This window comes from Streptococcus gordonii, from assembly GCF_001553855.1.
GTDB classification, from domain to species: domain Bacteria; phylum Bacillota; class Bacilli; order Lactobacillales; family Streptococcaceae; genus Streptococcus; species Streptococcus gordonii.
In genome coordinates this window covers 1-23197 of sequence record NZ_LQWV01000003.1, presented here as the reverse complement: position 1 = coordinate 23197, position 23197 = coordinate 1, and the positions used below count along the sequence as shown (strand labels likewise).

Annotated in this window: 35 protein-coding genes; 32 read left to right on the top strand and 3 right to left on the bottom strand. The window is 40.7% G+C overall.

What is annotated here, in order from left to right:
- Positions 1 to 34: 34 nt before the first annotated feature.
- From dusB to gshAB, 3 genes are all read right to left on the bottom strand, one after another.
- Complete coding sequence (gene dusB, locus AWH02_RS02245; protein ID WP_045634802.1) at positions 35 to 1012, bottom strand: tRNA dihydrouridine synthase DusB; 978 nt, start codon at positions 1010 to 1012, stop codon at positions 35 to 37.
- Complete coding sequence (gene hslO / locus AWH02_RS02240) at positions 999 to 1871, bottom strand: Hsp33 family molecular chaperone HslO (protein WP_060554207.1); 873 nt, start codon at positions 1869 to 1871, stop codon at positions 999 to 1001. Before hslO ends, dusB begins: the two co-directional genes overlap by 14 nt.
- Positions 1872 to 2061: 190 nt before the next feature.
- The gene (gene gshAB, locus AWH02_RS02235) at positions 2062 to 4317 is read right to left on the bottom strand and encodes a bifunctional glutamate--cysteine ligase GshA/glutathione synthetase GshB (protein WP_060554206.1); all 2256 of its coding nucleotides are present in this window, start codon (positions 4315 to 4317) and stop codon (positions 2062 to 2064) included.
- Between the two features lie 296 nt (positions 4318 to 4613).
- Between gshAB and AWH02_RS02230 the strand changes: the two genes are divergently transcribed.
- The 32 genes from AWH02_RS02230 (at position 4614) to AWH02_RS02080 (ending at position 23132) form a co-directional block, all read left to right on the top strand.
- Entirely contained in the window at positions 4614 to 5906 is a 1293-nt protein-coding gene (locus AWH02_RS02230; RefSeq protein WP_060554205.1) for an adenylosuccinate synthase, read from the top strand.
- A 58-nt stretch (positions 5907 to 5964) separates the two neighbouring features.
- Positions 5965 to 6621, top strand: a complete 657-nt coding sequence (locus AWH02_RS02225) for an HAD family hydrolase (protein WP_060554204.1) — start codon at positions 5965 to 5967, stop codon at positions 6619 to 6621.
- A 409-nt stretch (positions 6622 to 7030) separates the two neighbouring features.
- Complete coding sequence (gene rpsJ / locus AWH02_RS02220) at positions 7031 to 7339, top strand: 30S ribosomal protein S10 (protein ID WP_060554203.1); 309 nt, start codon at positions 7031 to 7033, stop codon at positions 7337 to 7339.
- Positions 7340 to 7422: 83 nt separating this feature from the next.
- Positions 7423 to 8049: a 50S ribosomal protein L3 gene (gene rplC / locus AWH02_RS02215; protein WP_008809910.1), complete on the top strand. Its 627-nt coding sequence runs from the start codon at positions 7423 to 7425 to the stop codon at positions 8047 to 8049.
- Between the two features lie 24 nt (positions 8050 to 8073).
- The gene (gene rplD, locus AWH02_RS02210) at positions 8074 to 8697 is read left to right on the top strand and encodes a 50S ribosomal protein L4 (RefSeq protein WP_008809909.1); all 624 of its coding nucleotides are present in this window, start codon (positions 8074 to 8076) and stop codon (positions 8695 to 8697) included.
- Complete coding sequence (locus AWH02_RS02205; protein WP_008809908.1) at positions 8697 to 8993, top strand: 50S ribosomal protein L23; 297 nt, start codon at positions 8697 to 8699, stop codon at positions 8991 to 8993. Before rplD ends, AWH02_RS02205 begins: the two co-directional genes overlap by 1 nt.
- A 17-nt stretch (positions 8994 to 9010) precedes the next feature.
- On the top strand, positions 9011 to 9844 hold the full coding sequence (rplB, locus tag AWH02_RS02200; RefSeq protein WP_002894482.1) for a 50S ribosomal protein L2: 834 nt from the start codon (positions 9011 to 9013) through the stop codon (positions 9842 to 9844).
- Between the two features lie 86 nt (positions 9845 to 9930).
- Positions 9931 to 10212 (top strand): 30S ribosomal protein S19, encoded by a 282-nt coding sequence (gene rpsS / locus AWH02_RS02195; protein WP_000533766.1) that lies wholly within the window; start codon positions 9931 to 9933, stop codon positions 10210 to 10212.
- Positions 10213 to 10223: 11 nt separating this feature from the next.
- Positions 10224 to 10568 (top strand): 50S ribosomal protein L22, encoded by a 345-nt coding sequence (rplV, locus tag AWH02_RS02190; protein ID WP_008809906.1) that lies wholly within the window; start codon positions 10224 to 10226, stop codon positions 10566 to 10568.
- Positions 10569 to 10580: 12 nt separating this feature from the next.
- Positions 10581 to 11234, top strand: coding sequence for a 30S ribosomal protein S3 (rpsC, locus tag AWH02_RS02185; RefSeq protein WP_008809905.1), 654 nt, complete (start codon positions 10581 to 10583; stop codon positions 11232 to 11234).
- Between the two features lie 3 nt (positions 11235 to 11237).
- The gene (gene rplP, locus AWH02_RS02180) at positions 11238 to 11651 is read left to right on the top strand and encodes a 50S ribosomal protein L16 (protein ID WP_000960948.1); all 414 of its coding nucleotides are present in this window, start codon (positions 11238 to 11240) and stop codon (positions 11649 to 11651) included.
- Positions 11652 to 11660: 9 nt separating this feature from the next.
- The gene (rpmC, locus tag AWH02_RS02175; protein ID WP_003071328.1) at positions 11661 to 11867 is read left to right on the top strand and encodes a 50S ribosomal protein L29; all 207 of its coding nucleotides are present in this window, start codon (positions 11661 to 11663) and stop codon (positions 11865 to 11867) included.
- A 23-nt stretch (positions 11868 to 11890) separates the two neighbouring features.
- Positions 11891 to 12151 (top strand): 30S ribosomal protein S17, encoded by a 261-nt coding sequence (gene rpsQ / locus AWH02_RS02170; protein WP_000440801.1) that lies wholly within the window; start codon positions 11891 to 11893, stop codon positions 12149 to 12151.
- A 25-nt stretch (positions 12152 to 12176) separates the two neighbouring features.
- Positions 12177 to 12545 (top strand): 50S ribosomal protein L14, encoded by a 369-nt coding sequence (gene rplN / locus AWH02_RS02165; RefSeq protein ID WP_002894494.1) that lies wholly within the window; start codon positions 12177 to 12179, stop codon positions 12543 to 12545.
- Positions 12546 to 12619: 74 nt separating this feature from the next.
- Entirely contained in the window at positions 12620 to 12925 is a 306-nt protein-coding gene (gene rplX / locus AWH02_RS02160) for a 50S ribosomal protein L24 (protein ID WP_008809903.1), read from the top strand.
- 23 nt (positions 12926 to 12948) lie between these two features.
- Positions 12949 to 13491: a 50S ribosomal protein L5 gene (gene rplE, locus AWH02_RS02155; protein WP_002894499.1), complete on the top strand. Its 543-nt coding sequence runs from the start codon at positions 12949 to 12951 to the stop codon at positions 13489 to 13491.
- A 17-nt stretch (positions 13492 to 13508) separates the two neighbouring features.
- Positions 13509 to 13694, top strand: coding sequence for a type Z 30S ribosomal protein S14 (locus tag AWH02_RS02150; RefSeq protein ID WP_001085697.1), 186 nt, complete (start codon positions 13509 to 13511; stop codon positions 13692 to 13694).
- Positions 13695 to 13907: 213 nt separating this feature from the next.
- On the top strand, positions 13908 to 14306 hold the full coding sequence (gene rpsH, locus AWH02_RS02145; RefSeq protein ID WP_008809901.1) for a 30S ribosomal protein S8: 399 nt from the start codon (positions 13908 to 13910) through the stop codon (positions 14304 to 14306).
- A 188-nt stretch (positions 14307 to 14494) separates the two neighbouring features.
- Positions 14495 to 15031, top strand: coding sequence for a 50S ribosomal protein L6 (gene rplF / locus AWH02_RS02140; RefSeq protein WP_045504549.1), 537 nt, complete (start codon positions 14495 to 14497; stop codon positions 15029 to 15031).
- Between the two features lie 82 nt (positions 15032 to 15113).
- The gene (gene rplR, locus AWH02_RS02135) at positions 15114 to 15470 is read left to right on the top strand and encodes a 50S ribosomal protein L18 (protein ID WP_111705908.1); all 357 of its coding nucleotides are present in this window, start codon (positions 15114 to 15116) and stop codon (positions 15468 to 15470) included.
- Between the two features lie 18 nt (positions 15471 to 15488).
- Positions 15489 to 15983, top strand: a complete 495-nt coding sequence (gene rpsE / locus AWH02_RS02130) for a 30S ribosomal protein S5 (protein WP_006269137.1) — start codon at positions 15489 to 15491, stop codon at positions 15981 to 15983.
- A gap of 13 nt (positions 15984 to 15996) precedes the next feature.
- A complete protein-coding gene (gene rpmD / locus AWH02_RS02125; RefSeq protein ID WP_060554200.1) occupies positions 15997 to 16179 on the top strand; it encodes a 50S ribosomal protein L30 in 183 nt (60 codons plus the stop codon).
- 155 nt (positions 16180 to 16334) lie between these two features.
- Positions 16335 to 16775, top strand: a complete 441-nt coding sequence (rplO, locus tag AWH02_RS02120) for a 50S ribosomal protein L15 (RefSeq protein WP_045504546.1) — start codon at positions 16335 to 16337, stop codon at positions 16773 to 16775.
- Positions 16776 to 16787: 12 nt separating this feature from the next.
- Entirely contained in the window at positions 16788 to 18098 is a 1311-nt protein-coding gene (gene secY / locus AWH02_RS02115; RefSeq protein WP_045504544.1) for a preprotein translocase subunit SecY, read from the top strand.
- A 95-nt stretch (positions 18099 to 18193) separates the two neighbouring features.
- A complete protein-coding gene (locus tag AWH02_RS02110; protein ID WP_060554199.1) occupies positions 18194 to 18832 on the top strand; it encodes an adenylate kinase in 639 nt (212 codons plus the stop codon).
- A gap of 117 nt (positions 18833 to 18949) precedes the next feature.
- Positions 18950 to 19168, top strand: a complete 219-nt coding sequence (gene infA / locus AWH02_RS02105; protein ID WP_008809895.1) for a translation initiation factor IF-1 — start codon at positions 18950 to 18952, stop codon at positions 19166 to 19168.
- A gap of 24 nt (positions 19169 to 19192) precedes the next feature.
- Positions 19193 to 19309 (top strand): 50S ribosomal protein L36, encoded by a 117-nt coding sequence (rpmJ, locus tag AWH02_RS10605; protein ID WP_001808836.1) that lies wholly within the window; start codon positions 19193 to 19195, stop codon positions 19307 to 19309.
- Between the two features lie 16 nt (positions 19310 to 19325).
- On the top strand, positions 19326 to 19691 hold the full coding sequence (rpsM, locus tag AWH02_RS02100) for a 30S ribosomal protein S13 (protein WP_008809894.1): 366 nt from the start codon (positions 19326 to 19328) through the stop codon (positions 19689 to 19691).
- A gap of 19 nt (positions 19692 to 19710) precedes the next feature.
- On the top strand, positions 19711 to 20094 hold the full coding sequence (gene rpsK / locus AWH02_RS02095; RefSeq protein ID WP_001118385.1) for a 30S ribosomal protein S11: 384 nt from the start codon (positions 19711 to 19713) through the stop codon (positions 20092 to 20094).
- Between the two features lie 45 nt (positions 20095 to 20139).
- Positions 20140 to 21078: a DNA-directed RNA polymerase subunit alpha gene (locus tag AWH02_RS02090; protein WP_008809893.1), complete on the top strand. Its 939-nt coding sequence runs from the start codon at positions 20140 to 20142 to the stop codon at positions 21076 to 21078.
- 11 nt (positions 21079 to 21089) lie between these two features.
- A complete protein-coding gene (gene rplQ, locus AWH02_RS02085) occupies positions 21090 to 21476 on the top strand; it encodes a 50S ribosomal protein L17 (protein ID WP_008809892.1) in 387 nt (128 codons plus the stop codon).
- Between the two features lie 375 nt (positions 21477 to 21851).
- Positions 21852 to 23132 carry a glutamate-cysteine ligase family protein gene (locus AWH02_RS02080; RefSeq protein ID WP_060554197.1) on the top strand — a complete coding sequence of 427 codons (1281 nt, stop codon included), beginning with the start codon at positions 21852 to 21854 and terminating at the stop codon, positions 23130 to 23132.
- Positions 23133 to 23197 lie beyond the last annotated feature (65 nt).

Below are 23197 nucleotides of genomic sequence, written 5' to 3'. Positions count from 1 at the left end.
ACAAAAAAGGAAGTCTAATTGGCTTCCTTTTGTTTTATTTTTGAATTTGCAAGAGCTCTTCAATTTCAGCAAGGGTGCTTGCTTGAGAAATCGCTCCTCGTAGTTTAGCTGCTCCGGATGTTCCACGCAGGTAGTGTGGAGCTAGGCCACGGAATTCTCGGACGGCAATATGCTCCCCTTTGAGATCAATCAAACGTTTAAGGTGGTCGTGGGCGATTTTCATTTTATCTTCAAAGGTCAAGTCCGGAAGGATTTCACCCGTTTCAAAGTAGTGGTTGATCTGATTAAAGAGGTAAGGGTTGCCCATAGCAGCTCGTCCTACCATTACAGCATCAGCCCCGACTTCTTCGATACGTTGTTTGGCTTCTTGAACGCTGCGAATATCTCCGTTTGCAATAAATGGAATCTTAGTAAGTGCTTGCGCAACGTCGTGCAAGGTTTCAAGATCGGCATGGCCAGTATACATTTGCTCACGGGTGCGGCCGTGCATAGCTAGGGCTGAGACTCCAGCGGCTTCAGCAGCCAGGGCATTTTCTACAGCCAATGAACTGTCGGACCAGCCAGTCCGCATCTTGACTGTCAGAGGAATATCTAGCACGGACTGGACCTTGTTGATGATTTTGTAGATTTTCTCGGGATCCTTAAGCCACATGGCTCCAGCTTCATTTTTAACGATTTTATTGACCGGGCAGCCCATATTGATATCGACGATATCGGTTTTAGTGTTTTCTTGGATAAATTCTGCTGCGCGCGCCAAACTATCCTCGTCGCTACCGAAAAGCTGAATAGAAACTGGATTTTCTCCTTCATCAATGTGGAGCATGTGGAGGGTTTTTTCGTTGTTATACTGGATGCCCTTGTCAGAGACCATTTCCATCACGACCAGTCCTGCTCCTAGCTCTTTGGCAATGGTTCGGAAAGCAGAGTTGGTTACGCCGGCCATAGGTGCCAGAACTGTGCGGTTGGGAATTTCAACATTTCCAATCATAAAAGGTGTATTAAGATTTGTCACGAATCAGTCCCTCCAGGTCGTTTTGGTCAAAGTGATAGGCTGTCTGGCAGAATTGGCAGATGATTTCAGCCCCTTGGTCTTGGTCACGCATCTCTTCTAAGTCAGCCTTTGGCAGGGTAGCCAAGGCATTCATGAAGCGCTCTTTACTGCAGTCGCACTGGAAGCGGATTTCCTCTTCAGACAGGCGTTTGTATGGCTCATCACCATAGATAGCAGCCAGCAGAGCTTCGATATGGTCATCAGATTCCAGCAGTTTTGATATGGCAGGCATTTCTTGGATTCGCTTTTCAAAGCGGGCAATTTCAGCTTCTTTGGCACCAGGCAGAACTTGTACCAAGAAACCGCCAGCAACCTTGACTTTATCATTCTCATCCAAGAGGACGTTGAGACCAACTGCGGAAGGTGTTTGCTGGCTTTCGGTCAGGTAGAAAGCTAAGTCTTCGCCGATTTCTCCAGAGATGAGAGGAGTCATGGAGTTATAAGGATTGCCCGTACCGTAGTCCGTGATAACGAGGAATTCGCCTTGGCCGACAAAAGGACCAACCAGCACTTCGCCGGTAGCTGTCTTTTTGATATCTACACCGGGATTTTGCACATAGCCTTTGACATTGCCCTCGGTATCTGCCACTGTGATGATTGCACCTAGTGAGCTGGTCCCGAGGACCTTGACGGTAATCTTGGTCTGGCCTTTTTCATTTGCAGCTAAGATCTGGCTGGCAATCAGTGTACGACCCAGTGCAACGGTAGAACTGGCTTGAGTTTGATGTTTTTCTTGAGCGGTCCGAACCGTCTCTGTGCTATCCAGCACATAAGCACGGAAGGAACCATTTTCTGAGATAGTTTTGATAATTTTGTCCATACCTTTTATTTTAACACAAAATAGAGAAAGGGGCGCAGGCTTGCGCTTGTTTTTTCAAGTTTGTGAAGAGGGCATGAAGAGATTTTAAACTTGTAGTAGCGATCAAGCTTAATTCTTTTAGGTTATCATCTTAAACTTAGCTTTGGATACAAAGCAAAAAACGCAGGGACATCTTCTGCGTTTTCTTATTTTACAGGTCCATTTCTGGGAAAAGTTTGGCCAGTATTTTAGGGGTGATGCTTTGTCCCGGCCCCTCAGCACAATAGGTGTGCATATACATAGAGGGATTAAAGTTGAGCTCGATGCAGGTGCAGTTGGGATTTTCCTTGGTAGAAATAGCAGAGCTGTCAGGGATGATTAGGTCAACGCCACAAGCCCAGGCTCCCATAGCCTTTGCCATGTCCGCGGCGAGTTCCTTATAAGATGGGTGCATGCTGTCTGTGACATCAATCGAGTCTCCGCCAGTAGAAATATTGGAATTGCGTCGCAAGTCAACCTTGACTCCAGCAGGCAGGATATCATCTGGTCCATAACCTTGCTGGTCCAGCATGAGCAGTTCAATGTCGCCCAGTTCGATGATTTCGAGCGGTGAGCGATGGTCTCGACCGCGCAGGGGATTGTCGTTTTTGATGGCAACCAATTCTCTCACGGTATGCTGACCGTCTCCGACAACATTGGCTGCTACTCGTAAGAGAACCGCCTCACACTGACCATCTAAGACAAAGAAGCGATACTCCGTTCCTGCGATAAATTCCTCCACCAAGACGGCGGTGTCTTCTGAAAAAGCAATCTCCAAAGCCTTGCGATAAGATTCTAGACTAGCTGGTTCTTGGAAGATGGAGATGCCCAGTCCGAAGTTGGTTGACTTGGGTTTGACAACGATCTGTCGGTCTTTAATCAAAGGATAGTAGAGTATCCCCTCTTCAAGTGTGGTAAATTCTGCTCCATCAGGAACAGGAAAGTCAGCTGCAGCCAAAATCTTTTTTGTGACTGTTTTATTGGCCATGGCCAGAGGGATGACATAGTTATCCTTGGAGGTCATATTGCCGTTCTTGACATACTCCACATGGGGACCATACCAAAGCTTGAGAAATTGATCGTTTTCATCTAAAATTTCAAAATTTAGACCTCTTTGTATGGCATCAAAGAGTAGCATTTGAGTAGATAATTCCATATTCTCGTAGCCTTTGAGGGCATAAGGAGCCGACCAAGCATAGTGGTGATACTCCTCTGCTTTTTCTAATCCAAAGACCATTAAGGAATCCTGCTGGATATGAGGCAGGAGCTGACCAGATAGGGTTAGCTGAGGATTCAGAAGTGCTTCTTTAAGCTGCTCAAGCAAGCTTTGGTAGTAAGTTGGCAGTTCAAAGTGCTGGATGAGTTCTTCCATGGCTTGGAGCAGTGTTGAGCTATCTGCCTCATCTGGCAGGGCAGTTAGCGGATGGCTACAAGCAATCTTTTGGTTCAAGTCGTGGGCAGCTTTTAATGCCACATCAACATTTTCAACATCATCTAGCCAAAGCAGGCTCAGTAAAAAGAGATGGACAGTATCTAAGGTCTCTTGGCTGATGCCTAATTGGTCAAAAGGATTGAGATCGAAGCAGCGAAATTCCAGATAAGTGATGCCTTGCTCCAGATAGGCACGATTGTGCTTCTGTCCACGGAAGCGAACGGCTGAGTAAAATTCCTTTTCAGCACTGAGCTCGCCAGACTGAACGTAGTTTTCAATATCAGTTACATATTGCTCCAAAGAAGCGTAAGAAACTTTAATGTTCTCGTCATTGACATAGCCATAGTCGCTGTTACGAAAAGAGCGGATAGGCTGGGAAATTTCCTGAATGTAGAAGCCAGTTTCTGCCAAAGGTGCAGCACCGTAGAGATAGGTTAAGATCCAGCGGAAACGTAGAAAGTTTCGAGCCAGCTTGAGATAGAGGTCGTTTTTAAAAACTTTTAGCGAATGGTGGGAGCTGACTCGAAAGAGAGCAGTGACCAGATCTTTCCCTAGCTCCATGTTGTAGTGGATACCAGAGATAGCCTGTAGTTTTTTGCCATATTTTTCCGCCAAGCCCTCTCGGTAGTGGCGCTCATAGTCGTTTTCCAGACAAGCAATGACAATCTCCTCTTCAGTCAGCTGCGGTGGCATGGACAGAGGCCAGAGGCGCTCGTTCTGATCAATCGAGCGGGCAGCCACGTCACTAATAGCCCCCAGTAAGCGCCTAGCTTCCTTAGTCGAGTGAGCAATAGGTGTTATTAGTTCTAGTTGTTGCTCGCTGAAATCTGTTTGGATGCTTGGGTGGAAATTGCGGGAACCAAGCTTGTTCGGATGGGCAGTTTGGGCTAAGTGTCCATCTGGCGTCACTCGGAGATTTTCCCTCTCCAGACCAAAGGTCGCTTGAAGAATAGGGCTTGATGTATCCAGTTTCTGCAGTAATTGATTAATCGTCATCGTTTCACCGTCCTATGATAGTAATTTTAGTCTATTACAAAAGAAAGAAGAAAACAAATTTTTACTATGAATCCTTAATTCACGAATTTTAGTTTTGTAAAATAAAATAATGTTCGGATATTATTCTCTAAATAAAATTAATAATTCATTTTCAAAAGTTAAAATCCAAATGAAATACCTGTCTCTTCTTGAAAAATAGCAATAAATTTCTTATAATAAAGTGTAAGATATACCAGCAGGTGAGATTCCTGCCTTGTATGTAAGAAAGGACGAGCTGTCTCAGCTCAGACAAAATTATGACATCAGTAGTTGTTGTAGGAACCCAGTGGGGAGATGAAGGAAAAGGAAAGATCACAGACTTCCTTTCTGCTAATGCCGAAGTGATTGCCCGTTATCAAGGTGGTGACAATGCTGGTCATACCATCGTGATTGACGGTAAGAAGTACAAACTGCACTTGATTCCATCAGGGATTTTCTTCCCAGAAAAAATCTCAGTCATTGGAAACGGTATGGTTGTTAATCCAAAATCTCTGGTTAAAGAACTGAATTATTTACATGAAGAAGGTGTGACAACGGATAATCTTCGTATCTCAGACCGAGCTCATGTTATCTTGCCTTATCATATTGAGCTGGATCGCCTGCAGGAAGAAGCAAAAGGTGATAATAAAATCGGAACGACAATCAAGGGAATTGGGCCTGCTTATATGGACAAGGCTGCGCGTGTTGGTATCCGGATTGCAGATCTTCTAGACAGAGACATTTTCAGAGAACGCTTGGAGCGGAATTTAGCTGAGAAGAATCGCCTCTTTGAGAAGTTGTACGATAGTACAGCAATCAGCTTTGATAATATTTTTGAAGAATACTATGAATATGGACAGCAAATCAAGCAGTATGTGACCGATACCTCTGTTATCCTCAACGATGCTTTGGATCAAGGCAAGCGAGTGCTCTTTGAAGGTGCTCAAGGGGTAATGCTAGATATTGACCAAGGTACCTATCCATTTGTAACCTCATCTAATCCAGTTGCTGGTGGTGTAACGATCGGTTCTGGTGTGGGTCCTAGCAAGATTGACAAAGTAGTGGGTGTTTGTAAAGCCTATACAAGTCGTGTTGGTGATGGTCCTTTCCCAACAGAGCTTTTCGATGAAGTAGGTGACCGCATTCGTGAGGTTGGTCATGAGTATGGTACAACAACAGGACGTCCGCGTCGAGTTGGTTGGTTTGACTCTGTTGTTATGCGCCATAGCCGCCGTGTATCTGGGATTACCAATCTTTCGCTTAACTCTATCGATGTTTTGAGCGGTCTGGATACAGTCAAGATCTGTGTAGCCTATGATTTGGATGGCCAAAGAATCGACCACTATCCAGCTAGTTTGGAACAGCTTAAACGTTGTAAGCCGATTTACGAAGAGCTTCCTGGATGGTCTGAAGATATTACTGGCGTTCGTAAGTTAGAAGATCTTCCAGAAAATGCTCGCAACTATGTTCGGCGAGTAAGCGAGTTGGTTGGTGTACGTATTTCCACCTTCTCAGTTGGACCTGACCGCGACCAAACTAATATTTTGGAAAGTGTTTGGTCAAGTTTATAATTGATGAAAGAGGCTGGGAAAAAATTTCCCGCCTTTTTAAAAAAGAAAAGGGAAAAACATGTATCAAAATATCTTATTTGATTTAGATGGGACCTTGACCAACTCTGAGTTAGGAATAACTAATTCTGTGGCTTATGCTTTAGAGAAATTTGGTATCCAAGTGCAAGATAAAAAAGAATTAAGAGTTTTCATCGGTCCCCCGCTGAAGTATTCTTTTGAACACTTTTATGGTTTTTCAGAGGAAGAAAGTATACAAGCTGTGGCTTATTATCGCGAATATTTTTCTGAAAAAGGCCTCTATGAAAATGAAGTTTATAAAGGGATTCGGGAAATATTGTCTTCTCTCAAACAAGCTGATAAAAAATTGATAGTGGCAACCTCTAAGCCTGAAAAATTTTCAATTCAAATTCTTAAACATTTTGATCTATATGACTATTTTGACTTTGTAGCAGGAGCTACTATGGATGGTAGTAGAAGTAAAAAAGCAGATGTTATTGGTTACGCTTTAGAAAAAACGAAAATTAAAAATCTCCCCGAAACAATTATGGTCGGTGATCGTGAGCATGATATTATAGGGGCTCAAATACAAAAGATTGAGTCTATCGGGGTTCTTTACGGCTTTGGTACAAAAGAAGAATTAGAAAAAGCGGGAGCGACGTTTATTGTTAAAGACGTCTGTGAATTGGAAAATTTATTACTTTTTAAAAAAGCTTAAGGATATTTTAAGTTAAAGCTCTTATACTGTAATCATAAACAAAGATCTCCTAACTTTGTTTAGAAATCCTAAAACTTTTCTTTTTCATAATAATCTCCCGAAAACCACCTTGAAAGGTGGTTTTCTTTTGTACTAAAACGAGACAAAAGCCCAAAAATGTCAAGCTTTCTTCTATAAAATAGACAACAAAATAGATAGAAAACATTTTCATTAAAAATAGTTAAAAAAATCTCTCAAATCCCTTGCAATGCAGGCATCTTTGTGTTAAGATACTATGGTGCTGTAAAAATACAGCGTGTAGCTTTGATGCAAGAGGTTGCGACACGCTCGGTTGCATTGCCACGCAACCGCCTGTCGGTTTTCTTGTGGAGCTAGCCTATTATCTTAAATAGACGAAAAGGAGAAAAAGATGGCAAACAAAAAAATCCGCATCCGTTTGAAAGCATACGAACACCGTACACTTGACACAGCGGCTGCAAAAATCGTAGAAGCTGCTACTCGTACAGGTGCTGAAGTTGCGGGTCCAATCCCACTTCCAACTGAACGTAGCCTCTACACAATCATTCGTGCGACTCACAAATATAAAGACTCTCGCGAACAATTCGAAATGCGTACTCATAAACGCTTGATCGACATCATCAACCCAACTCAAAAAACAGTTGACGCTTTGATGAAATTGGATCTTCCAAGTGGTGTGAACGTAGAGATTAAACTTTAATCTAAAACTTAATCTAAACCAGAGCATAAAAAACGCTCGTTAAAAACTTTTTGAAAAAATAATAGAAAAGGAAACATTTTCTCATGACAAAAGGAATCTTAGGGAAAAAAGTGGGAATGACTCAAATCTTCACTGAAGCTGGCGAATTAATCCCTGTAACTGTTATTGAAGCAACTCCAAACGTTGTTCTTCAAGTTAAAACAGTTGAAACAGATGGTTACAACGCAGTTCAAGTTGGTTTCGACGACCTTCGTGACGTATTGAGTAACAAACCTGCTAAAGGACATGTAGCAAAAGCTAACACGGCTCCTAAGCGCTTCATTCGTGAATTCAAAAACATTGAAGGCTTAGAAGTTGGTGCTGAAATCACAGTTGACACTTTCGCAGCCGGCGATGTTGTTGATGTAACAGGAACTTCAAAAGGTAAAGGTTTCCAAGGTGTTATCAAACGCCACGGTCAATCTCGTGGTCCTATGGCTCACGGTTCTCGTTACCACCGTCGTCCTGGTTCAATGGGACCAGTTGCGCCTAACCGTGTTTTCAAAAACAAACACTTGGCTGGACGTATGGGTGGCAACCGTGTGACAATTCAAAACCTTGAAATTGCACAAGTTGTTCCAGAGAAAAACGTTATCCTTATCAAAGGAAACGTACCTGGTGCTAAGAAATCTCTTATCACTATCAAGTCAGCAGTTAAAGCTGGTAAATAATAAAGAAAGGGGAAATCAGTCATAATGGCAAACGTAAAATTATTTGACCAAACTGGTAAAGAAGCTGGTGAAGTAGTTCTGAACGATGCGATCTTTGGTATTGAACCAAACGAATCAGTTGTCTTTGATGTTATCATCAGCCAACGCGCTAGCCTTCGTCAAGGAACTCACGCTGTTAAAAACCGTTCTGCAGTATCAGGCGGCGGACGCAAACCATGGCGTCAAAAAGGAACTGGACGTGCTCGTCAAGGTTCTATCCGCTCTCCACAATGGCGTGGTGGTGGTGTCGTGTTCGGCCCAACTCCTCGTTCATATGCTTACAAACTTCCACGTAAAGTTCGTAGATTAGCGCTTAAATCAGTTTACTCTGAAAAAGTTGCTGAAAACAAATTCGTAGCTGTAGACAGCCTTTCATTTACAGCTCCAAAAACTGCTGAGTTTGCAAAAGTGCTTGCTGCACTAAGCATCGACACAAAAGTACTTGTTATTCTTGAAGAAGGAAACGAATTCGCTGCACTTTCAGCACGTAACCTTCCAAATGTTAAGGTTGCAACTGCAACAACAGCAAGTGTTCTTGATATCGTAAACAGCGACAAACTTCTTGTTACTCAAGCAGCTATCTCTAAAATTGAGGAGGTTCTTGCATAATGAATTTGTATGACGTTATCAAAAAACCTGTCATCACTGAAAGCTCAATGGCTCAGCTTGAAGCAGGAAAATATGTATTTGAAGTTGACACTCGCGCTCACAAACTTTTGATTAAGCAAGCTGTTGAAGCTGCTTTTGAAGGAGTTAAAGTTGCTAACGTTAACACTATCAATGTAAAACCAAAAGCAAAACGCGTTGGACGTTACACTGGTTTTACTAACAAAACTAAAAAAGCTATCATCACTTTAACAGCTGATTCTAAAGCAATCGAGTTGTTTGGTGCTGAAGCAGAATAATCTAAGGAGGATATATCGTGGGAATTCGTGTTTATAAACCAACAACAAACGGTCGCCGTAATATGACTTCTTTGGATTTCGCTGAAATCACTACCAGCACTCCAGAAAAATCTTTGCTTGTTTCGTTGAAGAGCAAGGCTGGTCGTAACAACAACGGTCGCATCACTGTTCGTCACCAAGGTGGCGGTCACAAGCGTCACTACCGTTTGATTGACTTCAAACGTAACAAAGACGCTGTTGAAGCAGTTGTAAAAACAATCGAGTATGATCCAAATCGTTCAGCTAACATTGCTTTGGTTCACTACACTGACGGTGTGAAAGCTTATATCATCGCTCCTAAAGGTCTTGAAGTTGGTCAACGCATCGTTTCAGGTCCTGAAGCAGATATCAAAGTCGGAAATGCTCTTCCTCTTGCCAACATCCCAGTTGGTACTTTGGTTCACAACATCGAATTGAAACCAGGTCGTGGTGGTGAATTGGTTCGTGCTGCTGGAGCTTCTGCTCAAGTATTGGGTCAAGAAGGTAAGTACACTCTTGTTCGTCTCCAATCTGGTGAAGTTCGTATGATTCTTGGCACTTGCCGTGCTACAGTTGGTGTTGTCGGAAATGAACAACATGGACTTGTAAATCTTGGTAAAGCAGGACGTAGCCGTTGGAAAGGTATTCGCCCAACAGTTCGCGGTTCTGTAATGAACCCTAACGATCACCCACACGGTGGTGGTGAAGGTAAAGCACCAGTTGGTCGTAAAGCGCCATCTACTCCATGGGGCAAACCTGCTCTTGGACTTAAAACTCGTAACAAAAAAGCGAAATCTGACAAACTTATCGTTCGTCGTCGCAACGAGAAATAATCTAAAACAATCTATCCGCCAGCTCGGTAGCGCTGCTTAGTCAGCGCAGGCCGCTGTGGTACTTATTTTAAAGGAGAAAATATATAATGGGACGCAGTCTTAAAAAAGGACCTTTCGTCGATGAGCATTTAATGAAAAAAGTTGAAGCTCAAGCTAACGACGAAAAGAAAAAAGTTATCAAAACTTGGTCACGTCGTTCAACGATCTTCCCAAGTTTCATTGGTTACACAATCGCAGTTTATGACGGACGTAAACACGTACCTGTTTACATCCAAGAAGACATGGTAGGTCACAAACTTGGTGAATTTGCACCAACACGTACTTACAAAGGTCACGCTGCAGACGACAAGAAAACACGTAGAAAATAAGGAGAACATAAATGGCAGAAATTACTTCAGCTAAAGCAATGGCTCGTACAGTGCGTGTTTCACCTCGTAAATCTCGTCTTATTCTTGACAACATTCGTGGTAAAAACGTCGCTGACGCAATCGCAATCTTGAAATTCACTCCAAACAAAGCTGCTGGTATTATCGAAAAAGTATTGAACTCTGCAATCGCTAATGCTGAAAACAACTTTGGTTTGGAAAAAGCTAACTTGGTAGTATCTGAAGCTTTCGCAAACGAAGGACCAACTATGAAACGTTTCCGTCCGCGCGCTAAAGGTTCAGCTTCACCAATCAACAAACGCACAAGCCACATCACTGTGGTAGTTGCAGAAAAATAAGGAGGTAACATCGTGGGTCAAAAAGTACATCCAATTGGTATGCGTGTCGGCATCATCCGTGATTGGGATGCCAAATGGTATGCTGAAAAAGAATACGCGGATTACCTTCATGAAGATCTTGCAATCCGTAAATTCGTTCAAAAAGAATTGGCTGACGCAGCAGTTTCAACTATTGAAATTGAACGCGCAGTAAACAAAGTTAACGTTTCTCTTCACACTGCTAAGCCAGGTATGGTTATCGGTAAAGGTGGAGCAAATGTTGATGCACTCCGTGCAAAACTTAACAAATTGACAGGTAAACAAGTTCACATCAACATCATTGAAATCAAATCTCCAGATTTGGATGCTCATCTTGTTGGTGAAGGAATCGCTCGTCAATTAGAGCAACGTGTCGCTTTCCGTCGTGCTCAAAAACAAGCTATCCAACGTACTATGCGTGCAGGTGCAAAAGGAATCAAAACTCAAGTATCAGGTCGTTTGAACGGTGCAGATATTGCTCGTAGCGAAGGATACTCAGAAGGAACTGTTCCTCTTCACACACTTCGTGCGGATATCGATTACGCTTGGGAAGAAGCAGATACTACTTACGGTAAACTTGGTGTTAAAGTATGGATCTACCGTGGTGAAATTCTTCCAGCTCGTAAAAACACTAAAGGAGGTAAATAACCAATGTTAGTACCTAAACGTGTTAAACACCGTCGCGAATTCCGTGGAAAAATGCGCGGTGAAGCTAAAGGTGGAAAAGAAGTAGCATTTGGAGAATATGGTCTTCAAGCAACTACTAGCCACTGGATCACTAACCGCCAAATCGAAGCTGCCCGTATCGCTATGACTCGTTACATGAAACGTGGTGGTAAAGTTTGGATTAAGATTTTCCCACACAAATCATACACTGCAAAAGCTATCGGTGTACGTATGGGATCTGGTAAAGGGGCTCCTGAAGGTTGGGTAGCACCAGTTAAACGTGGTAAAGTGATGTTTGAAGTTGCTGGCGTTTCTGAAGAAATTGCTCGTGAAGCACTTCGTCTTGCAAGCCACAAGTTACCAGTTAAATGTAAGTTCGTGAAACGTGAAGCAGAATAAGGAGAAGACATGAAACTTAATGAAGTAAAAGAATTTGTTAAAGAACTTCGTGGTCTTTCTCAAGAAGAACTCGCGAAGCGTGAAAATGAATTGAAGAAAGAATTGTTTGAACTTCGTTTCCAAGCAGCTGCCGGTCAATTAGAGCAAACTGCTCGTTTGAAAGAAGTGAAAAAACAAATCGCTCGTATCAAAACAGTTCAATCAGAAGTTAAATAATAGACTAGGGAAGGAGAATTTCAATGGAACGCAATAATCGTAAAGTTCTTGTCGGACGCGTTGTTTCTGACAAAATGGACAAAACAATCACAGTTGTAGTTGAAACTAAACGTAACCACCCAGTCTATGGTAAACGTATTAACTACTCTAAGAAGTACAAAGCACATGATGAAAACAATGTTGCCAAAGAAGGCGATATCGTTCGTATCATGGAAACTCGTCCGCTTTCAGCTACAAAACGCTTCCGTCTTGTAGAAGTTGTTGAAGAAGCGGTAATCATCTAATCAAACCAGAAAGGAGAAAACTTAAATGATTCAAACAGAAACTCGTTTGAAAGTTGCCGATAACAGTGGTGCTCGCGAAATCCTGACAATCAAAGTTCTTGGTGGTTCAGGACGTAAGTTCGCTAACATCGGTGATGTGATCGTTGCATCTGTAAAACAAGCTACTCCTGGTGGTGCGGTTAAAAAAGGTGACGTTGTAAAAGCTGTTATCGTTCGTACTAAATCAGGTGCTCGTCGTAAAGATGGTTCATACATCAAATTTGACGAAAATGCTGCGGTAATTATCCGTGAAGACAAAACTCCTCGCGGAACTCGTATCTTCGGTCCTGTTGCACGTGAATTGCGTGACGGTGGCTTCATGAAGATCGTTTCACTTGCCCCAGAAGTACTTTAATCGAAAAAACAAACTAGTCCCCTGGATTTATCCAGGGTGCCCATTCAGGGCGTAAGAAATCAAAGGAGAACCCAATGTTTGTAAAAAAAGGCGACAAAGTTCGTGTTATTGCTGGTAAAGATAAGGGTGTTGAAGCTCTTGTCGTAACAGCTCTTCCAAAAGTTAACAAAGTTGTTGTTGAAGGTGTAAACATCGTTAAAAAACACCAAAAACCTAACAATGAACACCCTCAAGGTGCTATCGTGGAAAAAGAAGCACCAATCCATGTTTCAAACGTTCAAGTTTTGGATAAAAATGGAGTTGCAGGACGTGTTGGCTACAAGTTTGTAGACGGCAAAAAAGTTCGTTATAACAAAAAATCAGGCGAAGTGCTTGACTAATCACGAAGGAAAGGAGAAGTATAATGGCAAATCGTTTAAAAGAAAAATATCTTAAAGAAGTAGTTCCTGCTTTGACTGAAAAGTTCAACTACTCATCTGTTATGGCTGTGCCAAAAGTGGATAAAATCGTTTTGAACATGGGTGTCGGTGACGCTGTGTCAAACGCTAAAAACCTTGAAAAAGCTGCTGAAGAATTGGCTCTTATCTCAGGTCAAAAACCACTTATCACTAAAGCTAAAAAATCAATCGCCGGCTTCCGTCTTCGTGAAGGTGTAGCGATCGGTGCTAAAGTAACCCTTCGTGGCGAACGTATGTATGAATTCTTGGATAAATTGGTTTCAGTTTCTCTTCCACGTGTCCGTGATTTCCACGGTGTTCCAACAAAATCTTTTGATGGACGCGGAAACTACACACTTGGTGTGAAAGAACAACTGATCTTCCCAGAAATCAATTTTGATGACGTTGATAAGACTCGTGGTCTTGACATCGTTATCGTAACAACTGCTAACACTGACGAAGAGTCACGCGAATTGCTTACAGGCCTTGGAATGCCTTTTGCAAAATAATATAGGAGGTAAAACAAATGGCTAAAAAATCAATGATTGCTAAGAACAAACGCCCAGCTAAGTTCTCTACGCAAGCTTATACTCGTTGTGAAAAATGTGGCCGTCCACATTCTGTATACCGCAAGTTTAAACTTTGCCGTGTTTGCTTCCGTGAATTAGCATACAAAGGACAAATTCCTGGCGTTACCAAAGCATCTTGGTAATATGATGATACAAAGAGCGTAACAACCACAGCAAAAATAGGAAATTTGGTGAAGGAGCGATGCTTCAAAACAAATTTATCTTTTTTGCCCAGGTTGTAGCTCGTGTTCAAATAAGAGTTATCTTATTTGAAAGTATCAATACTATCTGAGCATAGCTCAATCATTAACTAGCAAGTGCAACTTGCAAACTACTAGTAAGAGGAGAAATAAAAAATGGTTATGACTGACCCAATTGCAGACTTTTTGACACGCATTCGTAATGCTAACCAAGCAAACCATGAAGTGCTTGAAGTACCTGCATCAAATATTAAAAAAGGGATTGCGGAAATCCTTAAACGCGAAGGTTTTGTAAAAAACGTTGAATTTATCGAAGATGACAAACAAGGCATCATCCGTGTATTCCTTAAATACGGACAAAATGGTGAAAAAGTTATCACAGGTTTGAAACGTGTTTCTAAACCAGGACTTCGTGTTTACAAAAAACGTGAAGATCTTCCAAAAGTATTAAACGGACTTGGAATTGCTATCCTTTCAACTTCTGAAGGTTTGCTTACTGATAAAGAAGCACGCCAAAAGAATGTTGGTGGTGAGGTTATCGCTTACGTTTGGTAATATTTAGCTCCCAATTTCTTTGTGACTCTTCGTTATCGTCTCTTGCCTAACCCAAAGTTATGCCTGCGAGACGATGCCTAGATTTACTTTGAAATTGAAACCTAAATGTTCCTTTAAATCGAGAAATCGATTTAACCCCCGTGAAAACTGGCCGTCATGGTCTGACAATTTAACAGGAGAAAATAAACATGTCACGTATTGGTAATAAAGTTATCGTGTTGCCTGCTGGTGTTGAAATCACTAACAATGGCAACGTTGTAACTGTAAAAGGACCTAAAGGAGAACTTACTCGTGAGTTCTCAAAAGATATTGAAATCCGTGTGGAAGGTACTGAAGTAACACTTCATCGTCCAAACGATTCAAAAGAAATGAAAACGATCCACGGAACTACTCGTGCCCTTTTGAACAACATGGTTGTTGGTGTTTCAGAAGGATTCAAGAAAGAACTTGAAATGCGTGGGGTAGGTTACCGTGCACAACTTCAAGGGAAGAAACTTGTCTTGGCTGTTGGTAAATCTCATCCAGACGAAGTTGAAGCTCCAGAAGGAATTACTTTTGAACTTCCAAATCCAACGACTATCGTTATCAGCGGAATTTCAAAAGAAGCTGTTGGTCAAACAGCTGCTTACGTTCGTAGCTTGCGTGCTCCAGAACCATATAAAGGTAAAGGTATCCGCTACGTTGGTGAATTTGTTCGCCGTAAAGAAGGTAAAACTGGTAAATAATGTGATTCGGTTGATTTTCAACCCTATCCCTTGTTTCCAACTTTGTGCTTAAGCACAAGATTAATATTAAGAGGTGAAAATTGTGATTACGAAACCAGATAAAAACAAAGTCCGCCAAAAACGCCACCGTCGTGTTCGCGGAAAACTCTCTGGAACTGCTGATCGCCCACGTTTGAACGTATTCCGTTCTAATACAGGCATCTACGCTCAAGTGATTGATGACGTAGCGGGTGTAACGCTCGCAAGCGCTTCAACTCTTGACAAAGAAGTTTCAAAACGAACTAAGACTGAACAAGCCGTTGTTGTTGGTAAACTCGTTGCTGAACGTGCAGTTGCTAAAGGTATTTCTGAAGTGGTGTTTGACCGCGGTGGATATCTCTATCACGGACGTGTAAAAGCTTTGGCTGATGCAGCTCGTGAAAACGGATTGAAATTCTAATAGGGAGGACACTAGAAAATGGCATTTAAAGACAATGCAGTTGAACTTGAAGAACGCGTAGTTGCGATTAACCGTGTTACTAAAGTTGTTAAAGGTGGACGTCGTCTTCGTTTTGCAGCTCTTGTAGTTGTCGGTGACCGCAATGGTCGTGTAGGCTTCGGTACTGGTAAAGCTCAAGAAGTACCAGAAGCGATTCGCAAGGCAGTTGAAGATGCGAAGAAAAACTTGATTGAAGTACCAATGGTTGGCACAACAATTCCTCACGAAGTTCTTTCAGAATTTGGTGGAGCTAAAGTATTGTTGAAACCAGCTGTAGAAGGTTCTGGAGTTGCTGCTGGCGGTGCTGTTCGTGCCGTTATCGAATTGGCAGGTGTGGCAGATGTAACATCTAAATCACTTGGTTCTAACACTCCAATCAACATTGTTCGTGCAACTGTTGAAGGTTTGAAACAATTAAAACGCGCTGAAGAAGTTGCTGCCCTTCGTGGTATTTCAGTTTCTGACTTGGCATAAGAAAGGGGATCACATGGCTCAAATTAAAATTACTTTGACTAAGCCTCCAATCGGACGCATTCCGTCACAACGCAAAACTGTTGTAGCACTTGGACTTGGCAAATTGAACAGCTCAGTTATTAAAGAAGATAATCCAGCGGTACGTGGTATGATTACTGCAGTATCTCACTTGGTAACTGTTGAAGAAGTTAAATAAGCTTTGCTAGTTTAACAACTTTGAATTTAAAATACATTAGGGGATGGGTTTTTCTCAGCCCCTAAAACTAAATATATGTATAGGCGAGTTTGTATAGGAGGCACCTTTTCTCCTATATGAGCGCTAGCATTTTACAAAAGAGGAGAAATTAAATAATGAAACTTCATGAATTACAACCTGCTACAGGTTCTCGTAAAGTCCGTAACCGTGTTGGTCGTGGTACTTCATCTGGTAACGGTAAGACAGCTGGCCGTGGTCAAAAAGGTCAAAAAGCTCGTAGCGGTGGCGGTGTTCGTCTTGGTTTTGAAGGTGGACAAACTCCATTGTTCCGTCGTCTTCCAAAACGTGGTTTCTTGAACGTAAACCGCAAAGAGTATGCTATTGTTAACCTTGATCAGTTGAATGCTTTTGAAGACGGTGCAGAAGTAACACCAGTTGTGCTTGTTGAATCAGGTATTGTAAAAGCTGAAAAATCTGGCGTTAAAATTCTTGGTAACGGAGAATTGACAAAGAAATTGACTGTTAAAGCAGCTAAATTCTCTAAATCTGCTGAAGAAGCTATCACTGCTAAAGGTGGTTCAGTGGAAGTCATCTAAGAGAGGTGACCTATGTTTTTCAAACTATTAAAAGACGCATTTAAGATTAAGCAAGTACGCTCTAAGATTTTATTTACAATTTTTATTATCTTAGTTTTTCGTATTGGTACTACAATCACTGTTCCTGGTGTAAATGCAAAAAGTTTAGAAGCCTTAAGTGGCTTGTCATTTCTGAACATGCTAAGCTTGGTGTCAGGTAATGCCATGAAAAACTTTTCAGTATTTGCGCTAGGGGTGAGCCCTTATATCACTGCTTCCATCGTGGTGCAACTCCTTCAAATGGACTTGTTACCGAAGTTTGTTGAATGGGGTAAACAGGGTGAAGTAGGTCGTAGAAAGTTAAATCAAGCAACACGCTATATTTCCTTAGCACTTGCTTTTGTACAATCTATCGGTATTACTGCTGGTTTTAATGCCTTGTCTAGCACTAAACTAGTTGCGGCACCTAACTGGCAAACCTATCTATTCATTGGGGCTATCTTAACAACTGGATCAATGATTGTTGTTTGGCTCGGTGAACAAATTACTGATAAGGGCTATGGAAATGGTGTATCTATGATTATCTTTGCCGGGATTGTTGCATCAATTCCAGAGATGGTTAAAGGTATTTATGAAGATTATTTTGTCAATGTACCGAGTGACAGATTGCAATCTTCAATCATCTTTGTAGCTTGTTTGATTGTAGCGGTTTTACTTATTGTCTACTTTACAACTTACGTACAACAAGCAGAATACAAAATCCCAATCCAATATACAAAGATTGCCCAAGGTGCTCCTTCCAGTTCATATCTTCCTTTGAAGGTCAATCCAGCAGGAGTTATTCCGGTAATCTTTGCAAGTTCAATCACTGCCGCGCCGGCAGCTGTTCTACAGTTTTTAAGCGCATCTGGTAATGATTGGGGATGGGTTCGTACAGCTCAGTCTTTGCTTGCGACAACAACACCAACAGGTATTGCTATGTATGCTTTGCTGATTATTCTGTTTACATTCTTCTATACCTTTGTACAGATTAATCCAGAAAAAGCAGCTGAAAATCTACAAAAGAGCGGTGCCTACATTCCAGGAGTACGTCCAGGAAAAGGGACTGAGCAATTTATGTCGAAACTACTTCGCCGATTGGCTACTGTTGGTTCATTATTCCTAGGTTTTATTTCAATCATCCCAATCATTGCAAAAGACTTATTTGGTTTATCAGATACAGTCGCTTTGGGAGGTACCAGTCTTTTGATCATTATTGCCACTGGTATCGAAGGAATGAAACAATTGGAAGGATATTTACTGAAGAGAAAATATACCGGCTTTATGAATACAACAACAAAATAGAAATAGGTTGACTTAGTCAGCCTTCTATTTTGTTTTTGGATAAGTTTATTAACCGGTTTAATAGATTTATGGAAAAACAAAAAAGGAGAATCAACATGAATCTTTTGATTATGGGCTTACCTGGTGCAGGTAAGGGAACTCAAGCAGCGAAAATCGTTGAAAAATTTAAGGTAGCACATATTTCTACAGGTGATATGTTCCGCGCTGCAATAGCTAATCAAACTGAGATGGGCGTGCTCGCTAAATCATATATTGACAAAGGTGAACTTGTTCCGGATGAAGTTACCAATGGAATTGTAAAAGAACGTTTGTCTCAAGAAGATATTAAAGAAACAGGCTTCCTTTTGGACGGCTATCCTCGTACTATTGATCAAGCCCACGCTTTAGATGCTATTTTAAAAGATCTTGGCATTGATCTTGATGGTGTCATCAATATTGAAGTGGATCCAAGTTGCCTCTTAGAGCGTTTAAGTGGAAGAATCATTCACCGTCAAACAGGCGAAACTTTCCATAAGGTCTTCAATCCACCAGCAAACTACAATGAAGAAGATTATTACCAAAGGGAAGACGATAAACCTGAAACAGTTAAGCGCCGTTTGGATGTAAATATTGCTCAAGGTGAACCTATTTTAGCACACTACAGAGAACTAAAATTAGTCCATGATATCCAAGGTAATCAAGATATTAATGATGTATTTTCAGATATCGAAAAAGTCTTGGAAAAATTGAAATAAAAGCGTTTTTCACGCTTGCAATATTTGACAAGTAGTGATACAATGAATTAGTCTGACTTATAATTGTTACCTCTGTGTCCAGAGGTGATGAATCAAAATTTAGGGAGGTACTTTTGCGTGGCAAAAGATGATGTGATCGAAGTCGAAGGCAAGGTAATTGATACTATGCCAAACGCAATGTTTACGGTTGAACTTGAAAATGGACATCAGATTTTAGCAACAGTTTCTGGTAAAATTCGTAAAAACTATATTCGTATTTTAGCGGGAGACCGTGTTACTGTCGAAATGAGTCCGTATGATTTGACTCGTGGACGGATCACCTACCGCTTTAAATAATGGAAAAACTTGGAGGATTAAGAAATGAAAGTAAGACCATCGGTCAAACCAATTTGCGAATACTGCAAAGTTATTCGTCGTAATGGTCGTGTTATGGTTATTTGCCCTGCAAATCCAAAACACAAACAACGTCAAGGTTAATTAGAAAGGAGAAAACATGGCTCGTATTGCTGGAGTTGATATTCCAAATGACAAACGTGTAGTCGTATCACTTACTTACGTATATGGTATCGGTCTTCCAACATCTAAGAAGATCCTAGCTGCTGCTGGAGTTTCTGAAGACGTTCGTGTAAAAGACTTGACACCTGATCAAGAAGACGCTATCCGTCGTGAAGTGGATGCGATCAAAGTTGAAGGTGACCTTCGCCGTGAAGTAAACCTAAACATCAAACGTTTGATGGAAATCGGTTCATATCGTGGAATCCGTCATCGTCGTGGACTTCCTGTTCGTGGACAAAACACTAAAAATAACGCTCGCACTCGTAAAGGTAAAGCTGTTGCGATTGCTGGTAAGAAAAAATAATATAAGGAGGTAAAAAGTCTTGGCTAAACCAACGCGTAAACGTCGTGTGAAAAAAAATATCGAATCTGGTATTGCACATATTCACGCTACATTTAATAACACTATTGTTATGATTACTGATGTGCATGGTAATGCGATTGCTTGGTCATCTGCTGGTGCTCTTGGTTTCAAAGGTTCTCGTAAATCTACACCATTTGCTGCCCAAATGGCATCTGAAGCAGCTGCTAAATCTGCACAAGAACACGGTCTTAAATCAGTTGAAGTTACTGTAAAAGGTCCAGGTTCTGGTCGTGAGTCAGCTATTCGTGCTCTTGCTGCCGCTGGTCTTGAAGTAACAGCTATTCGTGATGTGACTCCTGTACCACACAATGGTGCTCGTCCTCCAAAACGTCGCCGTGTATAATCACCAACAATTACACTGCTTTTCGTTTAAGAGGGAGTTAACTAAATGATTGAGTTTGAAAAACCAAATATAACAAAAATTGATGAAAATAAAGATTATGGCAAGTTTGTGGTAGAACCACTTGAACGTGGTTATGGTACAACTCTTGGGAACTCACTTCGTCGTGTCTTGTTGGCTTCATTACCAGGAGCAGCAGTTACTTCTATCAACATTGAAGGAGTATTACACGAATTTGATACTATCCCAGGTGTCCGTGAAGATGTTATGCAAATTATTCTTAACATCAAAGGGATTGCTGTGAAATCTTACGTCCAAGACGAAAAGATGATTGAACTTGATGTTGAAGGTCCTGCAGAAATTACTGCTGGAGACATTTTGACAGATAGCGATATCGAAATTGTAAACCCAGATCATTATCTCTTTACAATCGGTGAAGGAGCACGCTTTAAAGCTGTCATGACAGTTAACAGTGGTCGTGGTTATGTTCCAGCTGATCAAAATAAACGTGATGATGCACCTGTGGGAACACTTGCTGTAGATTCTATCTATACGCCAGTGACAAAAGTTAATTACCAAGTTGAGCCAGCTCGTGTTGGTAGCAATGATGGTTTTGACAAACTAACCCTTGAAATTATGACAAATGGAACAATCATTCCAGAAGACGCACTTGGTCTTTCAGCGCGCATCTTGACTGAACATTTGGATCTCTTTACTGATCTTACTGAGGTGGCTAAAGCAACTGACGTGATGAAAGAAGTAGATAAGAGCTCAGATGATCATGTTTTGGAACGCACAATTGAAGAACTAGATTTGTCTGTTCGCTCATATAACTGTTTGAAACGTGCTGGTATTAACACAGTTTACGATTTGACAGAAAAAACTGAGCCTGAAATGATGAAAGTTCGGAACCTTGGTCGTAAGAGTCTTGAAGAAGTTAAAGTTAAACTGACAGATTTAGGTCTAGGGTTAAAAAACGATAAATAAAGGAGGAATACATGGCTTACCGTAAATTAGGACGCACTAGCTCACAACGTAAAGCAATGCTTCGTGATTTGACTACTGACTTGATTATCAACGAATCAATCGTAACAACAGAAGCTCGTGCAAAAGAAATCCGTAAAACAGTTGAAAAAATGATTACCTTGGGTAAACGTGGTGACTTGCATGCTCGTCGTCAAGCAGCTGCTTTTGTTCGTAACGAAATTGCATCAGAAAACTATGATGAAGCAACTGAAAAATATACTTCAACTACTGCACTTCAAAAATTGTTCTCTGAATTAGCACCTCGTTATGCAGAACGCAATGGTGGATATACTCGTATCCTTAAAACTGAACCACGTCGTGGAGATGCTGCTCCGATGGCAATCATCGAATTAGTATAAGATCATCAATCTTTGTTGAGTGTTATGATGATGGAATAGATGTTCTATTCTTAGTCTAGCTCTGGTCTACCGCTAGGATTTTTCCTAGCGGGAACACTCATCATATAGTGAGATGATAGGTAGACGCTTGTTTACGAAATTGTTTTTTGATAAAAAAACAATTTCGTAAGCAGGCGTTTTTGCTTGAATATAGGAAAAAAATAGAATTTTTGTTATAATACTCTAATACAAAGAATGATTATTTTGAAGATCTCCTTAAGTTTCCTTTTAAAGAATGTTAAAAACGGTAGGAGCTGAGAAATAAAATAAAGTAAGTTCTATCGGAGCTATACTTTTAATAAAATAAATATCAAGGATAAATCATAGGAATTCAAAATGACTAATGCAATACAGCTATTAAAAGATCGATATTTAAAAAATATTAAAGAAAAACCAACTATCTATGTAGGCATTGAGTTGGAATTTCCTATTGTAAATTGTCAGGGAAAAGCAACTGATATAAATGTGGCTAAGAACTTGCTAAAGCGCCTTATTGATCAGCATTCCTTTGAAGCAGAGAAGTTTGATAGAGTTGGAGACCCAATCCAGATAAAGTCTAAAGAAAATGAAGATAGAATTCTATTTGAAGTTTCATACAATATTTTAGAATTCGCGTTTGAGAAAGCTACAAAGATTCAAGAAGTGGAAGAGCGATTCACAGAATATCTAAGTGTTATCCAATCTATTTTGGGCGAAGATGACCATGAATTGCAAGGGAAAGGAATTCATCCTTTTTGGGATAAAAATGACAATAATCCAGTTCAATCGCCTCGCTATGAAATGTTAATGCAGTATTTATCAATGAGCAAGACTTTAAAATTAAAAGACCTGCATTCTTATCCTGAATATGGAGCATTTATCTGTGGAAATCAAATTCAACTAGATGTTTCTAAAGAAAACTTTATAAGTGTTATTAATGTTTTTAATCAAATTGAAGCAGCCAAAGCATATCTTTTTGCCAATTCTGAATTTCCAGATTCTTCATGGAATACAAAAATTGCGCGAGACATTTTTTGGGAACAATCTATGCATGGAATCTTGCAAGAAAATGCAGGTGTCAATCTAAAAGATTTCCAAAACGAAGATGAATTTTTTTCTTATCTTGGCAAATCTGCAGTTTTCACAGCTAAAAGAGGTGATCAAGACTACTATTTCTTTCCAATTCCTGCAATTGACTATTTAAGTCATGAAAAAATTAAAGCATACAATCTGTCGGGTGAAACAGTAGAATTAACACCGAAGCAAGAAGATTTTGAAAATCACAGAAGTTATCAGTATCAAGATTTAACAACAAGAGGGACTGTCGAGTTTCGAAGTGTTTGTGCTCAGCCTTTTGATAGAACCTTTATTTCTGCCGCTTTCCATCTCGGCATTCTGGCTAACTTAGAAAATGTACAAAAATATCTACAAGAAACTGACTTTTTTAAAAAGGAGGGGCGTAATTATAAACAGTTAAGACAAAAATTTTCCAAAAAAGAAATTAGCAGAAGTGCGGCAACTCATGTTCGCAACTTCGCAAACGACTTAATTCAATTGGCAATAGTCGGTTTGGTAGCTCGAAATAACGGTGAGGAATTCTATCTAAAGAATTTGATAGTCAAAGAAAAAGAAGAATAATAAAAAAATATAAAAAAATTTCAAAAAAGTAGTTGACAGGAGAGGTAGTAGATGATATACTAAGA